The following is a 14,759-nucleotide window of genomic DNA, read 5'->3' on the forward strand; positions in this document are numbered from 1 at the left end:
TGGTAGATCCGGTCGCATGCGCGGGGATGACCTCTGGGCCACCACAAGTTGATCTTGCCGCATTAGCAGAGCTGAAGAGACTGGTCACCACGCTTACCGTTTCCGCAAACTCCCGAAGCGATCGAGTCGCATGGGAGAATGCTGATGAAACAGGAGCGCGTAGCTGCACAGATTTCGGACGGGCAACTGAGCCTGATATTCGAGCCGAACAGGCTGGACAAGATGAACGAGGCGGCGCGGGTGAAGGCGTTACTGACGCTCGCCCAAATCCTCATGCAGGCCGCCGGCCTGGTAGTCGAGGAGCTCGGTGATGCCCGACACTGACCAGATCCCGGAAGTGCTCTTGAAGCGCAAAGCTGTTGTCTATGTGCGACAGTCAACACAATCCCAGGTGATGGCCAATCTGGAGAGCCAACGACGGCAGTACGATCTTGTGGATATTGCGCGCCAGCACGGCTTCTCCGACGTGGAAGTCATTGATGATGACCTTGGCCGTTCGGCGAGTGGCACGGTGGCCCGGCCGGGCTTTGATCGGCTGGTCGCATGGTTGTGCGCAGGTGCTGTCGGCGCCGTGATTTGCTTCGATGCATCGCGGCTCGCGCGCAACGGCCGCGATTGGCATCATCTGCTTGAGTTGTGCGGGCTCGTCGAAGCGAGGGTGATTGATCACGACGGCGTTTATAATCCTTGCCTTCCGAACGATCGGCTCTTGCTCGGCATGAAGGGAAGCATAAGCGAGTTTGAGTTGGGCATAATCCGGGCACGGATGCTAGACGCAGCCAGAGCGAAGGCCCAACGTGGTGAGCTACGCTTATCAGTGCCGTTTGGTTATGTCTGGCATCGCGAAGCCGGTCTGGGCCTGGATGCTGACCTGCGTCTGCAAGAGGTGATCAGACTTATCTTCACTCGCTTTCGCGACCTTGGTAGCGCGCGCCAGGTGTTGTTGTCGATGAAGGCGGAGCAAATCCACTTCCCTCGACCTGCGGATGAAGGTCGCATGACAAACTTCGTTTGGCAGCCCATCCGCTACCGCAATGTGATCAGTGTGCTGAAGAATCCGTTCTATGCGGGTGTTTACGTATACGGCAAAAGCGAGAAGCGAACCGCGATTGTCGAAGGCAGAGCGCGGCGGACCTACGGGCACTACAAACCGGCAGGCACCTGGGATGTGATGATAAAGGATCATCACGAAGGGTACATCACCTGGGATGACTACGAGCGCAACCAGAAGCAATTGGCGCTTAACGCCTACGGTCGCCCAGATGGCGCCAAATCAGGCCGAGGCGGCCAGGCGCTCTTGTCGGGCATTCTGACGTGCGCTCGTTGTGGTCAGCGTCTTAGCGTCAGCTACCGGGGCGGTCGAATAAGCTACCCGGTCTACCGCTGTGACAAGGGTAGTCTGGCAGGTCGGCTTCGCTGTATGATATTCGGTGCTTCAAAAATCGACGCAGCAATTGCACGAGAACTGTTACGAGCGGTAGAACCCATGGCGATCGAGGCCGCGTTCGAGGCACAGCGCATGCAACGGGAACGCCAAGACGATAAGCGCCGGATCCTTGATCTGGAACTCCAGCAAGCCCGGTACGATGCCACGCTTGCTGAGCGCCGGTACGCCGCCTGTGACCCCGATAATCGCCTGATCGCGGCGCAGTTGGAGAAGAACTGGGAGTACGCTCTGCGCCGTGTGCGCGAGCTGGAAAATCGCCAGAATGACCATCGGTCATCCGGCCACGCGGTCGATCCCGGCACCTTTGCCGATCTGGCGGATAACCTGTCCGTAGCCTGGAAATCCCCTGATGTGACGATGCGCGCGCGCCAGCAGTTGCTGCGAGCCTTGATTGTCGACATCATCGCGGACGTCGACGATGCGGTACGCGACGTCGTGCTCACCATCCATTGGCAGTGTGGGCAGCACTCCGAGCTCCGGATCCGCAAGCCGCGCTCCGGTGAACACGGTTCTTCCACGGCGGAAGATGCCTTGGCTGTTGTCCGCAGCATGGCCGGGCGCTGGTCTGACGAGCACATCGCCGCCACGCTCAATCGGATGGGCTTGCCCACCGGTATGGGTAAGACCTGGACAGCACATCGGGTCAGCTCTATTCGCCGTGTGCGTGGCATCCATGCCTACCGTTCAGCAGAAAAAAACGGCGAATGGCTTACGCAGATCGAGGCCGCAAAAGCGCTCGGTGTCTCAAGCCATATGATCCGCCGCCTTGTCTTCAGCGGCGTTCTGCCTGCTGTGCAGGTTGTTCCGCGAGCGCCCTGTCAGATTCGAGCTGCCGATTTGGCGTCCGAGGCGGTCAAAAACGCGATTGCCCGAAAGGGTTGCCCGTCTCGCGAAATTGACGCGGACACGCTTCCAATGTTTACAAGCACTTAAAGAAGGGGCGCACAATGACTCAAGGCTTGCGACCGCCCGTAGCTCACGCTCAGCAGCATCGTTCGACATGCAAAGCCGTCTGTCATCAAGGAAGCGGCTAAATGCATCCCAGCGGCTGAGGCAGTAATTGATCGCTTTGGTCGTGTCGTTGTTCCTGGAGAGCTTGGCGCGCTGCTCGCAACCACTCCTTCAGCTCGACGATCAGGGAGCGGCTACGCTCCTGGCGCACGCGCAGACGCTCCTGCGGAGCAAGACCGTTGATCTCACGCTCGATGGCGAACAGAACATCGACGCGCTTGACCGCCTCGGCCGCGATCGGCGCCTTGCTGAGCCGCGCGAGATCAAATATGGAGCGACAAACAGGCTGAGAGCGCGTATTGCCTCACATATCGATGCTCCCGAGTGCGATCGGTTGCCTCATTTATTTTGCTCCCGGCCAGGGTTGAGGAGGAGGCCGGGTGCGGAGACGGCCAGGGTTTCGAAGCGCCCGGCCTCCTCCGCTGGCACCTCCTGGCACATCATTGGGTTGTTGTGCCCTCGTGCCCCAGCAGCGCTTTCTCTGCAGGAACGAACAATAACGCGTTCGCTTGCTCGCTGCGCCAGGATTTAAGCCGACGTTGAAGCGTTCGAAGAAGCTTGTTCGGATAGGCTCCAGGATATTCCACCTGCAACTGGGAGAGCAGTTCGCTACCAGTCCGCCAGGGCTCGGCTTCAAACCATTTTCGCAAATCTAGCGTTGCCCGGATGAGGGGGCGCGACGGCGCCGGCCTCTTTTCGGTTTCACGATTGGCCGATCCGTCGGCCGCATAGCTCCGTCCTTCCAGGCGGTTCGTAGGCTTGCCAGGAAGAGATCGATCGATTGCGATGCCGCAGCAGGATGGGCGATTGGCTGGGTATCCGCGAGCGCCGCGAGGCGTTCCTGCGCGCCGCGGATGTCGCGCAACAACGCGACCGGGTCGAGAGCGGCATAGATTTCTTGGAGATGGTGGCGAACCGCGTCGGGCGTGCGGGCGTCGGCGGCCAAGCGCTGGTGTGGCGTTGCCGGCGCGCTGTATGTCTTGCGCACACGAGCACCGGCGCGCTGCTTGGCTATCAATTTGAACGAGGGTTGGAAGAAGTTCACGAACAGTCGCGCCGATCGATAGAGTTGAGCCAGCAGCTTGGCCGCTTCCAGGCCCTCGAACCGACGATAGCCGACCATCCTGCGCACGACGGCGCCGTTCTTCTGCTCGACGAACGCCTGGTCGTTCTTCCGGTAGGGCCGGCAACGCGTGAAGACGATGTTGGCCGCATCGCAGTAGGCTTTCAGCGTCTCGTTCATGAACACGGTGTCATTGTCCGTATCGAGGCCGACCAGCGCAAAGGGCAATTGTTTGCGCAATTCCATCAACACCGTGCTCAACAGCGTTTGTTCGCGCACGATCAGAGAAGCGCACTCCGTCCAGCCGGTAGCAATGTCGGTGAGCACGAGGGTCTGGATGAAGCTGCCGCGCGCCGATGGACCGCTATGCGCTACAAGGTCCGCCTCGACAAACCCCGGCGCCGGATCGTTCCAATCTGCCGACGTCCGAATTGGAATACTGCGACGCAACGAGTGCGTCGCGTGCCGTCGGCTCTTGCGACCTAATCCTTCTCGGACCCGCGCCAATGCGCGGTCGATCGTCGCAGCGCTCATTGCCAAAAGTTTGTCGCGGATCTCGGGGGCAAGGCCGAGGTGCCCGTGCCGTTCCATCGCAGCAATCAGCGCAGGCATTAACGCCTTCAGCCGCTTCCCGCAGATCCGGTCTGACGCCCCCCAAAGGAGCACGAGCGCGTTGTGTTCTGCCTCATTATAGACCCGGCGTCGCGCCCGCCGGCCTGGGCGTGCGTCTTCCTGACCTCGAAGAAGCCGCATCGCATGCTTGCGATGGAAGCCGGTGATGTCGACGAACTCGTCCAATATCCGCGCCTTCTTCGCGCGATCCGACGTCCGATAGCGCGCGCCTGCCGCCGCCGTCAGCTCCTTCCGCGTCGCCATGCTTAGCCACCCCATCTTCGCCCCCGCTCGTTCCCGATCCAAGGGAGCAATTTACGTGAGGCAACGGCTCAGCATCCGGTAACAATTAAGGCGGTCAACGCAGAGACCGGGCCGATCCCCGGCATCGTCATCAAGAGCCGACAAGCCGGGTCACTGCGCACGGCCTTCAGAACCAGACGATGCAGTCGGGCGTACTCCCGCATCAGCGCTTCACGTCCGGCAAGCAGCGGATTCATGATCGCCTCCAGTAAGGTGTCATCGCTGACCAACTCACGAACTCGCGTCGCAAACAGAGTCCGCGAGACGCTTCCGACTTTGAGACCGAGCGGACGCAGAAGTCCGCGGATGACTTGCTCTGCGGCAGCGATGGAGCGGATGATATGCTTGCGAGCAGCGGCCAGCGTCCGCGCCCTTTGGCTGCCGATGCTCTTGACGTGAACAGGCTTGAACCATCCCGTTCTCACCACCTGCGCGATCCCACGGGCGTCATTACGATCGGTCTTCACCGGCATGGCCGAAAGTGCCGCCTTAACCTGGCGGGCTTCCAAACTGACGGCCGGCAGCCCCAGTTCGATTAGATTTGCGGTCAGCCATTCTGACATCGGTCCTGCCTCAAGGCCCACCCGTTCAACTTGACCAACCCATGGTTCGAGGTACTGCACAATCGATGTCGCGTCCGCCAACGTGGTTCCCTCTCGGATAAGCTTTCCGGTCTTGTCCACCGCACATAGCGCAACGGAATTCAGCGAAACATCGAGGCCGACGTAGATCATGGCTTTTCTCCTTTCCGGATGGAGTTGGTCCATGATCGTCAGCCAAAACGTGCCGCGCGGCAAATCGGTCAGGCGATCGGGACCGAATACCCCATCTCTTCCGTGAACCTTCCTCGCTTCATCTATCCGTCCTTCTTCGGGCCGGACTCTAACTCCTTCTGGAGGAAATACTCAGTGGCAGGTCAGGTCGGCATAACGGCGGCCGCCGATATGGTGACGATATGAAGCCCAAGGTGTCGACGCTTATGGCCCAGCGGCTGCGCGAGCGATCTTGATCGGCTCGAAGAGAGCGGTGAGGCGCGATTGCCTTTGAACAATCCAGAATCTCGGCGTCTTGTTAAGATTTGCGAGGGAGACCTAATGGACTTTGTTGCGACTTCACTCGCGTGACCAACGAGGGCTTCCTTGATGGACTAGAGCGGTTTCCACTTTATGTGAATCGGAAGGGTACAGGGGATTCCCTCGGTCGCGCAAATCAGATTCGATTGCTCTGGCTTTAACGACGGGGCGAGCGATGGCGAAGGGATATTCGAAAGACCTGAGAGTGCGTGCGGTGGCACTTGTCGAAGACGGCGAGAGCAGACGGGAAGCCGCGCGCGTGCTCGGTCTCAGCGCCTCGACCGCGATCCGCTGGATCGAGCGCTGGACGAGGACGGGCAGTGTGGCGGCATTGCCCGGCACGGGCCAGAGCCGCTCTCCGCTCGAGGCGCATCGCCAGTGGCTGCTCAATCTCATCGCCGCGGAGCCGGACTTGACACTCGAAGAGATTCGCGCGCGGCTCAAGTCCGAGAAGCGGCTGAAAGTCGGGACGACATCGGTCTGGCGCTTCTACGAACGCCACGACATCACGTTCAAAAAAAACTCTGCACGCCGCTGAACAGGATCGCTCCGATGTCGCTGCCGCGCGCGCCGAGCTGAAGGCCGAGCAATCCAAGCTTGAAGCGCCGCGCCTCGTGTTCATCGACGAGACGGCGGTCACGACGAAGATGGTACGGCATTACGGCCGCTCACCGCGTGGCGAGCGTCTCGTTGCGAGCGTGCCGCACGGCCACTGGAAGACGCTGACACTCGTTGCCGCGCTGCGCATCGATGGCTTGACGGCGCCGTATGTCTTCGACGGGGCGATGGACGGGCCGTCATTCCTCGCTTATGTCGAGCAGATCCTCGCGCCGACGCTGCGCAAAAGAGACATCGTCTTCATGGACAATCTGCGTACCCACAAGATCGACGGCGTTCGCCAGGCGATCGAAGCGGTCGGCGCCAAGGTGCGCTATTTGCCGGCCTACTCGCCCGATCTCAACCCGATCGAAATGGCATTCTCGAAGCTGAAGACCGCGCTGCGCAAGGGCGCGGCACGCACCGTCAAGGCGCTCATGAAACTGATCGGCAAGCTCATGAAGACATTTGCGCCCGACCAGTGCGACAACTACTTTCGACATGCAGGATACGGGGCCTGATCCACATCAAGCGGAAAATGCTCTAGCAAGAGCACTCTTGGCCGCAAAAAGAGACGTGCACCGGCACCGACGCTTATCTGCATGCGATGGAGCCCTCACGGCAGACGAAGTCGTGCTCGCATCCGCGAGGCCGGTCGCATTGCCAGCGGCAGCATAATTGCCAGGTGAGATCGTCTTCCGTTTCTTACCGCAGAGCTACCATCTCGCCTATGCCATTACGCTACCGCCGCGTTTTGCGGAAGTGAGTTGTCACGGCGACGGCTAGGCGCCGACTGGTGATGAAGCGTTTCTGATGCCGGGTCTCGGATCGGCGACACTGTCGTCGGGCTCGCGACATGTTCATTGAGCGAAAAATCTTCACATACCAATGTCTCGAGTTGGCATAAGCGTTCAAGGGACGTCGTCCAGGTTTTGAAGGAAACGGGCTCATGGATAGTTATCAGATCGGCCCAAGAACCGTCTCTAAGCGCGATCGTGTACGGTTACACCATGAATGATGGTGCCGGGTTTCGCTGCTACCGGCGGCCCGGACCCCGGGACGTTGGTGATCGATCTTATTCGTGCCGACAACTGTCGTGTCTTGCGCTTTTACTCCTGGAAGCGAGGTATTCCACCAGAACAGGTAGTGTGTCGTATCACTCGTGGTGTTGTAGTGTGACCCAGTAACTCTGCATGGGTTTAGAGTGTCGCCTGACAGTTAGGGCAGTGTGCGATAATGACAAGTGTAATCAATCTACTGCAAGTCTCGCGTTTCCTCCAGGTGTATGATCAAGCCGCTGCTCAAATGCACATTAGGCTTTCGATCGGTTTCGACTTCCATGAGTATGTTTCGATCACGCGCGCCACTCCGACGAAGGTCCTCACATCTCCAAATTTCCGACCAGATCGCTCACCAATCAAATCAGGCGAAGGGTATTGGATCATAGGCGTCGATAAGAACGACGAAGTCGCCGTCTTAGAGGCTGGTCGGCTGTATAATCTTTCGCACAGCAACTTTGCAGAACATCTTGAATCCCTTAAGGCGTTTTACGCTGACCCGAGCATACATGAAGGTCCGAAGAGTACTTGCACATGCATTGCACCCAGCGCGAAGAAAATGACGGGCAAAGTAGCGTATCACGGGGATCTTTGGGTGCGGAGTGACTTTAGAGGAAAGGGCATAACCAAGATCATGAGAGGAATAGAACGGGGCGTCTCTCTTGCCATGTGGGCTCCGGACTTCTCATGTGCAATCGTAGCGCGCTGGACACTGGAAAAGGCCGTCCACGAAGTCGTGCATCAAGAACTAGGGGGGTCGATACAAGTGGAACAAGACAAGGTGCAGGACTATTGGCTTATTTGGCTAACCGGCGAGGAGTTGAGGAACCTTGTTAATCGTCACGATGCAGCTGAGCTGCTTTTGGAGCTCTCATCCTCGACGGCGCCGCCGCGCGATAGTTAGCTTGGTACCGGCCGCTCGAATGCGGATTCTAACGACTCGGCGATGCTCGACGACAACCGGCTAGTACCTCGTCACACTGATTATGACTGGTTGATTCCGAGCCAGTTCAGGATGGGCAGGTCTTTCGGAGCCACGAGGATTTGGATGCTTCGAGCGACGCCGGGTTGGCGCCGGATGAGACCATTTCGTTCGAGGGTCACGATCATCTGGTGGACCGAAGGCGGGCTGACTTGAAAGTGGCGCTGCATGTCGGTCTCGGCGGGCGGGCGTCGGAACATGTGCGCGTAGGTGTAGATGAAGGCCAGGTACTGGCCCTGCTTTTCGGTGAAGCCTTGAGGGCTGAGGCTGCGAGCGGCGCCTGATTTTCGATTCATTTGTCGATTCGTCCGGTCCTCCGACAAGGAGGTCGCGATGAATGTACGTTATCGGGTCGAATTGAGCCAAGCCGAACGCTGTGAACTCACCGCGATGTTGAGCAAGGGCAAGCGGGCTGCCCGCAAGCTCAAGCGCGCCCAGATATTGCTGGCGGCCGATGCCGGCCGCAGCGATGAAGAGATTGCCCGCGCCGTGGCGGTGGGCGGTTCCACCGTGTACCGGACCAAACGGCGCTTCGTGGAAGGCAATCTGGAGCGGGCGCTGAGCGAGGATCCGCGTCCAGGCGCGGAGCGCAAGCTCACCGGCAAGGAGGAAGCCCTGCTGGTGGCAACGGCTTGCGCAACCCCTCCCGAGGGTCGCGCCCGCTGGACGCTGGAGCTTTTGGCCGACGCCATGGTCAGGCTCACCGACCACGAGAGCCTGTCGGGCGAGACGGTGCGCCGGCGGCTGGCCGAAAACGGCCTCAAGCCGTGGCGCAAGGATATGTGGTGCATTCCAAAGGTCGATGGCGAATATGTCGCCCGCATGGAAGACGTGCTCGACCTATATGCCGAGGCGCCTGATCCCGACCGGCCGGTGGTCTGCTTCGACGAGAGCCCGGTCCAGCTCATCGGCGAGGTTCGCGAGCCGATCCCCGCCGAGCCGGGCCAACTCGAACGTTACGATTGCGAGTATCGCCGCAACGGCACCGTCAATCTCTTCGTCTGCATCGACGTGCATCGGCCATGGCGCAAAGTCAAAGTCACAGAGCGACGGGCGGCAGAAGATTACGCCCAGTGCATGCGCGAACTCGTCGATGTTCATTATCCCGACGCCGGGTGCATCCGCGTCGTGCAGGACAATCTGTCGACCCACTCCGTAGGCTCCCTCTATGAGGCATTCGCGCCTGACGAAGCCCGGCGAATTCTGCGCCGCCTGGAGTTCCACTACACCCCAAAGCACGCCAGTTGGCTCAACATGGTCGAGATCGAGATCGGCGTGCTCCGCGGTCAGTGCCTCGACCGCAGGATCGACGACCCAAACTGGCTCCGCCGCGAAATCGCCGCATGGGAGAAACAACGAAATGCCGCTGGCGCCCGCATCAAATGGATGTTCACGACCGAAAAAGCCCGCGCCAAAATGGGCCGCGCCTATCCCGCAACGTCCAAAGAGTCACAATCACTGTGACGAGCTACTAGCCGAATCCCGTATCCCGCGGTTCCTCGACAAGAGGCGCCGCGCCGATCTGGTCACGACGACACCGAGAGCGATCGTCATTTCAACCATCGTCCAAGCCAAGTGATCGGGCAGTCAATGGCCGCGGCATGCCACACGGTCGAAAACCGACTGCCGCATTCGCTACCTTCCCATTTCATCCTGCCCGGAGACCCCCAGGTACCCATCATCTATCAGATCGAAAACTTGCGCGACGGCAAGAGCTATTCGACGAGGCGCGTTACCGCGATCCAGCACGGCCATGCGATCTTCTGGAACATCCTGTCGTTTCACGCCGAAGACCAGGGTACTTCGATCATCAAGACAAAATGCCCGATGTTTCGGAAAAACTTGGAATGGATATATTGCACGAGCGTACGACGTTTCCGGAAACACCGAATTCCGTCCGCGATTTTTATGCCATCGAGTTGTGCCCAGTCGAGATCGGTCGGTACTTTGGTCAAAAGATCGAGGACGACCGCACCCATATCTAGATCAAAATTGCCGCAAAGCTGCCAGATAATCCAGCGCTGCATATGTGCTCGCTGGCTTATGCCTCGGAGTTCTCGTTGCTCGACGTGGTAATGGTGCGTCATGATCTCATGATCGTACGCTGTTCGACGAGCGCATTATGCGGACAAGTCTTGATCATGCGATGTGGTTTCACCGCCAATTCCGGGTCGACGACTGGCTGCTCTACGCTCGCGAGTCGCCGAGCGCGCAAGATGGGCGCGGCCTCACACGACGGCAGATATTCAAACCAGACGGTAGCTTGGTTGCGTCGGTCGCCCAGGAAGGGGCCGGGCGCGAGCTGCACGGATCCTCCGCATGCACGTGAGCGTGCCTCGCTCTACGAATCCCAGCGCAGCCGACAAAACCCACGGCTCCCGATGGAAAACGCACCTGAGATCAGTGCGATGATCAGGTGCTCTGTCGATGCAGCCCGCTATGCACACGCACGCGGCTGATCGCGGCCCGGACGCTATCAAGAGCGAGGTCGTTCAGTGTCGAGACTGGTGGCGCGGCGTTGGCCCAAAGCTCGCTACATGAAAGAGCGATTGTGCGAAATGACAGCCGGGCTGTTGCATCGTAAATCGCAACAAGCGCGGCATCACACTTGACCCAGAGCGATTGCCAGACGTTCCGCGGGCGAACCGGTTGCTAATGAACATTGCCGCCAACAGCTCGATTGGCGTGCTGCTGAAACTACGGTTTGACTACAATGTGGAGATGGCCGCCAATGCTCGCGTCACACGATGTCTATGTATGTAAACCGTGGTAGCAAGCAGCGCGGATCGCGATTGCCGGACCCGACCACGCTTGCGATTCTACAGCAAGATTGATCCAGTGTTGGCTCTGGTCAACTACCAACGCTACCAATTGATTTACCTAACAGAAGCATGTCACCTCTCTCCTTGCAAGCGTCCTTAACACTTTATGGAGGAGTTTGATATGCAAGATGCGGGTGCTCATAGCTTCCAGAGGTCTACCGCGCAGGCACCATCCGAAACAGTTGGTGGTGCCGCAATGACGTGCGATTGTTGAAATCTTGGTAGCCGCGAGAAGTCGGGCGTTGAGGCACCTGGTCCTGTGGCGGCATTGAAACGCGGCCCGTACGGTGCGCATGGATAGGGAAATTCAAGGGAAGACACAGAATGCCGCGCAATGGTGAAATGACGCTCGGACTTTACTTGGTTCAGACAGGATATCATGAAAGTGCTTGGAGGGATCCGAGTGTTCCGGCGAACGGCGGAGTTGATGTCGACCATTATGGTCATTTGGCAGAGCTAGCAGAGGGCGCGGCATTTCACTTCGTGTTTTTCGCCGACACTCTGAGCGTAGTAGAACGCGATAACGCAAGCTTGGCCCGCGCAGGCCGAAACGACGGGTTCGAGCCAATTACGCTGTTGTCGGCACTCTCGTCGAGAACGCGAAACATTGGCCTTGTCGCAACAGCGAGCACTACGTATCACCAGCCGTATCATCTTGCGCGCATGCTCGCATCACTTGATCATTTATCGCGGGGGCGTGCTGCCTGGAACGTTGTCACCTCGGGATTCGAGGCCGAAGCGCCAAATTTTGGTGACAAGGAACTTCCGCATCATGACAAGCGCTATGCTCGAGCGCGAGAATTCGTTGACGTCGTAAAGGGCTTATGGGATTCGTGGGAAGACGGAGCCTTCATTCGCGATAAGCCGAGTGGTATTTTCGTGGACACCACTAAAGTGCATTTGCTTAACCACCGAGGCAGCTTCTTATCAGTGAGGGGTCCACTGAACATCGCGCGGCCGCCGCAAGGTCATCCTGTGTTGGTTCAGGCGGGCGCGTCCGATGCCGGAATAGCGTTCGCCTCAGAAGTCGGTGAGGTGGTGTTCACCGCTGAACCGTGCTTAGAAAACGGTAAACGATACTACACAAGTCTAAAAGACAAAGCGCATGCACTTGGGCGGGAGGAAAATCAGATTCTAATCATGCCGGGCATTGTCCCGATCGTCGGGAGGACCAAGCAAGAGGCGTCTGAGAAGCTTGAAAGACTGCAATCGTATAGTCATATAGACGTTCAAATTGAAACCGCTGAGCGTTGGCTTGGGTTTGTCGTGGACCTGCGTTCGGTCGACCTGGACTCATTCGTCCCCGAAGCATTGCCGGAGACGAATCTGATCCGGAGCCGCCAAAAGGTGCTTCTCGACTTGGCTGCTCGCCAGAAACTCACCTGGAGAGAACTGATCCGCTTAGTGTCGGCTAGCAAAGGCCATCTCATGGTTGTTGGAACACCGGACGAAATTGCCAATGCTATGGTGGATGCATTTGATCAACGCGCGGCTGATGGATTCAACGTACTTCCCCCGACTGTTCCAGGTGGACTCAAGGATTTTGTGGAGCTTGTCGTGCCCGAATTGCGCCGCCGTGCCAAATTCCGAGCCGGATACTCCGGACAAACACTGAGGGAGAACCTCGGTCTCAAGCGGCCGCTCAATCGGTTTATCCAGACAGGCGCGTCTACTGGCCTGTAAAAAAACCCAAGCTGTTGCGAGCCGGGCGACTCTATCGGAACGTCGACGGTGTTTCAATTGCATCGGGGCTCGATAGGGCCGTGTCCACCTCAAATGCCACGGCCCTTAATTCCCAACCATGGTGCTTTCTCTATGTCTCGCAGTTGGACATCCGATCGGTCCCAGCGGCTCTCGCATCCTGACGACACTCTTTGCATGCCTGCAGGAAAGGAGCTGGAGTCGCGCCATCGCATCCATCTGCCTAACGGAGGAGAGGCTCTCGCGATGGCCATCGAGGTCCGGTTATGGCAGCTTCATCGACTGTTCAGGGCGGGCGGAAAACCATCGGAATCGGACACAAAGAGGGTGAAATCGTTTGGATCACGCTCGACCGACCAGACAAGGCAAACGCGCTTAGAGTCCGTTTTGAAATTCAGGGATGGGCGTTTCTGCGGATGAGATTGCCGCCCATGGCGACGAGGATCATGGCATGCGAGACGTCGATGCGCTTCTCGTAGTCGCGCATGAGGCGCCGCCAGCGGGTCATCCAGCCGAAGAGCGGCGTCAGGGTTTGGATCGCCACTGGCCATACCGACATGCGTCGCGGCATGCAAAGCCTGGCTCTTACGGTTCAGGAGAGCTTGAAGCGCGATCCCCATGCCGGCGATCTCTACATCTTCCGGGGCCGTCGCGGTGACCTCGTCAAGATTCTTTGGCACGATGGGCTGGGCATGTCGCTCTACGCTAAGCGCCTAGCGACGCTGTTCCGGATGACGTTGCCGCCCTGAAGGAGGCGCTGGCAGTCGAGCGCGCGAAGGGTTTGGAGATCGCCGCTGAGCTCGCGGTCGCCCGCGCGAAAGCGTCGGAAGACGAAGCGCTGATCGCCCAGCAGCAGTTGCAGATCGCCAAGCTGAAGCATCAGATCTATGGGCAACGGTCGGAACGTTCGGCGCGGCTGATCGAGCAGTTGGCGCTGACGTTCGAAGAGCTGGAAGCCGACGCCACCGAGGACGAGCTTGCGGCGGAACGAGCCGTGGCGAAGACGACGACGGTGCGCGGATTTACGCGCAAGCGCGCTGAGCGCCAGACCTTCCCTGAGCACACCTTCCCCGGGAGCGGGTAGTGATCGAAGGACCTACGGCTTGTGAATGCTGCGGCAGCAATCGCCTTCGCAAGCTCGGCGAGGATATGACGCGCACGCTGGAAGTAGTGCCGCGCCAGTGGAAGGTGATCGAGACGGTCCGGGAGAAGTTCTCCTGCCGCGATTGCGAGAAGATCAGCCAGCCGCCGGCGCCATTCCATGCCATCGCCCGGGGATGGGCTGGCCCGAGCCTCCTGGCCATGATCATGTTCGAGAAGTTCGGCCAGCATCAGCCCTTGAACCGCCAGGCCGAGCGCTATGCCCTGGAAGGGGTGCCGATCGCGCTGTCGACCATGGCTGATGCCGTGGGGGCGGTCTGTGCGTCGCTGGATTCCCTACTGCGCCTGGTGGAAGCCCATGTCATGGCAGCCGAGCGCCTTCATGCTGACGATACGACGGTGCCGGTCCTGGCTAAGGGCAAGACCGACACGGGACGGTGCTGGATCTACGTTCGGGACGACCGGCCGTTTGGGGGCGCGGGTCCAACGGCAGCGATGTTCTACTACTCACGCGACCGCAAGGGCGAGCATCCGCAGGGGCATCTGGCCCGGTATGCCGGCATCCTGCAGGCCGACGCCTATGACGGCTACAACCAGCTCTATCTGGCCGGGCGCCAGCCCGGACCGATCCGGGAGGCTGCCTGCTGGTCGCATGGAAGGCGCCCATTCTTTCCCATGGCCGACATCGAAGAGAATGCGCAGCGCAAGGGTGTCGGAAAGAAGGAAATCCCGCTCTCTCCGATTGCGATCGAGGTCGTGCGGCGGATCGATGCGCTGTTCGAGATCGAACGCTCCATCAAGGGCAGGAGCCCCGAAGGGCGTCTTCAGGTGCGACAGACGCTGAGCCGGCCTCTGGTCGAGGACCTTCAGGTCTACATGCGCGAACAGCTCGCCAAACTGTCTCGTGGTCACGACCTGGCCAAGGCGTTCAACTACATCCTGAAGCGATGGACTAGGTTTATGCCGAGATCGAGCGTATCCTACTCAGG

At 59.2% G+C, this 14,759-nt stretch carries 10 protein-coding genes and 5 pseudogenes; 10 read left to right on the forward strand and 5 right to left on the reverse strand.

The genetic code is table 11. The features are described 5' to 3' along the window. Positions 1-144 precede the first annotated feature (144 nt). Entirely contained in the window at positions 145-324 is a 180-nt protein-coding gene (locus NLM31_RS07580) for a hypothetical protein (protein WP_254191912.1), read from the forward strand. Further along, positions 311-2,380: a recombinase family protein gene (locus NLM31_RS07585; protein ID WP_254191913.1), complete on the forward strand. Its 2,070-nt coding sequence runs from the start codon at positions 311-313 to the stop codon at positions 2,378-2,380. Before NLM31_RS07580 ends, NLM31_RS07585 begins: the two co-directional genes overlap by 14 nt. A 39-nt stretch (positions 2,381-2,419) precedes the next feature. On the opposite strand, the pseudogene NLM31_RS07590 reads toward NLM31_RS07585, so the two are convergent. From NLM31_RS07590 to NLM31_RS07600, 3 genes and pseudogenes are all read right to left on the reverse strand, one after another. Further along, a pseudogene (locus tag NLM31_RS07590) lies at positions 2,420-2,729 on the reverse strand (transposase); the annotation flags it as partial. A gap of 169 nt (positions 2,730-2,898) precedes the next feature. Further along, positions 2,899-4,412: pseudogene (locus NLM31_RS07595) on the reverse strand (ISNCY family transposase). A 53-nt stretch (positions 4,413-4,465) separates the two neighbouring features. Beyond that, positions 4,466-5,170, reverse strand: a complete 705-nt coding sequence (locus tag NLM31_RS07600) for a transposase (protein ID WP_254191914.1) — start codon at positions 5,168-5,170, stop codon at positions 4,466-4,468. A 514-nt stretch (positions 5,171-5,684) separates the two neighbouring features. Between NLM31_RS07600 and NLM31_RS07605 the strand changes: the two genes are divergently transcribed. Together NLM31_RS07605 and NLM31_RS07610 are read left to right on the forward strand one after the other, a co-directional pair. Then, a protein-coding gene (locus tag NLM31_RS07605) for an IS630 family transposase (RefSeq protein WP_254128247.1) occupies positions 5,685-6,627 on the forward strand; the annotation gives its coding sequence in 2 pieces (ribosomal slippage) (positions 5,685-6,023 and positions 6,025-6,627; 942 coding nt in all). Positions 6,628-7,342: 715 nt separating this feature from the next. Then, entirely contained in the window at positions 7,343-8,068 is a 726-nt protein-coding gene (locus NLM31_RS07610) for a hypothetical protein (RefSeq protein WP_254191915.1), read from the forward strand. 80 nt (positions 8,069-8,148) lie between these two features. Here NLM31_RS07610 and NLM31_RS07615 read toward each other — a convergent pair whose 3' ends face one another. After that, positions 8,149-8,442: a LexA family transcriptional regulator gene (locus tag NLM31_RS07615; protein ID WP_254128687.1), complete on the reverse strand. Its 294-nt coding sequence runs from the start codon at positions 8,440-8,442 to the stop codon at positions 8,149-8,151. Positions 8,443-8,479: 37 nt separating this feature from the next. Between NLM31_RS07615 and NLM31_RS07620 the strand changes: the two genes are divergently transcribed. The 4 genes and pseudogenes from NLM31_RS07620 (at position 8,480) to NLM31_RS07635 (ending at position 13,000) form a co-directional block, all read left to right on the forward strand. Next, positions 8,480-9,610: an IS630 family transposase gene (locus NLM31_RS07620; RefSeq protein WP_254191295.1), complete on the forward strand. Its 1,131-nt coding sequence runs from the start codon at positions 8,480-8,482 to the stop codon at positions 9,608-9,610. A gap of 108 nt (positions 9,611-9,718) precedes the next feature. Then, positions 9,719-10,475, forward strand: a pseudogene (locus NLM31_RS07625) (acyl-CoA thioesterase); the annotation flags it as partial. Positions 10,476-11,292: 817 nt separating this feature from the next. After that, entirely contained in the window at positions 11,293-12,651 is a 1,359-nt protein-coding gene (locus NLM31_RS07630; protein ID WP_254191916.1) for an LLM class flavin-dependent oxidoreductase, read from the forward strand. A 118-nt stretch (positions 12,652-12,769) separates the two neighbouring features. Continuing rightward, positions 12,770-13,000: a hypothetical protein gene (locus NLM31_RS07635; RefSeq protein ID WP_254191917.1), complete on the forward strand. Its 231-nt coding sequence runs from the start codon at positions 12,770-12,772 to the stop codon at positions 12,998-13,000. Between the two features lie 63 nt (positions 13,001-13,063). On the opposite strand, the pseudogene NLM31_RS07640 reads toward NLM31_RS07635, so the two are convergent. Further along, positions 13,064-13,186 (reverse strand): annotated as a pseudogene (locus NLM31_RS07640) (IS5/IS1182 family transposase); the annotation flags it as partial. A gap of 52 nt (positions 13,187-13,238) precedes the next feature. Between NLM31_RS07640 and tnpB the strand changes: the two are divergent. Next, a complete protein-coding gene (gene tnpB / locus NLM31_RS07645) occupies positions 13,239-13,418 on the forward strand; it encodes an IS66 family insertion sequence element accessory protein TnpB (RefSeq protein ID WP_254196151.1) in 180 nt (59 codons plus the stop codon). Next, a pseudogene (locus NLM31_RS07650) lies at positions 13,415-14,730 on the forward strand (IS66 family transposase); the annotation flags it as partial. The gene tnpB and the pseudogene NLM31_RS07650, both read left to right, overlap by 4 nt. Between the last annotated feature and the right edge of the window lie 29 nt (positions 14,731-14,759).

Source organism: Bradyrhizobium sp. CCGUVB4N (assembly GCF_024199945.1).
In the GTDB taxonomy this organism is placed as follows: Bacteria; Pseudomonadota; Alphaproteobacteria; order Rhizobiales; family Xanthobacteraceae; genus Bradyrhizobium.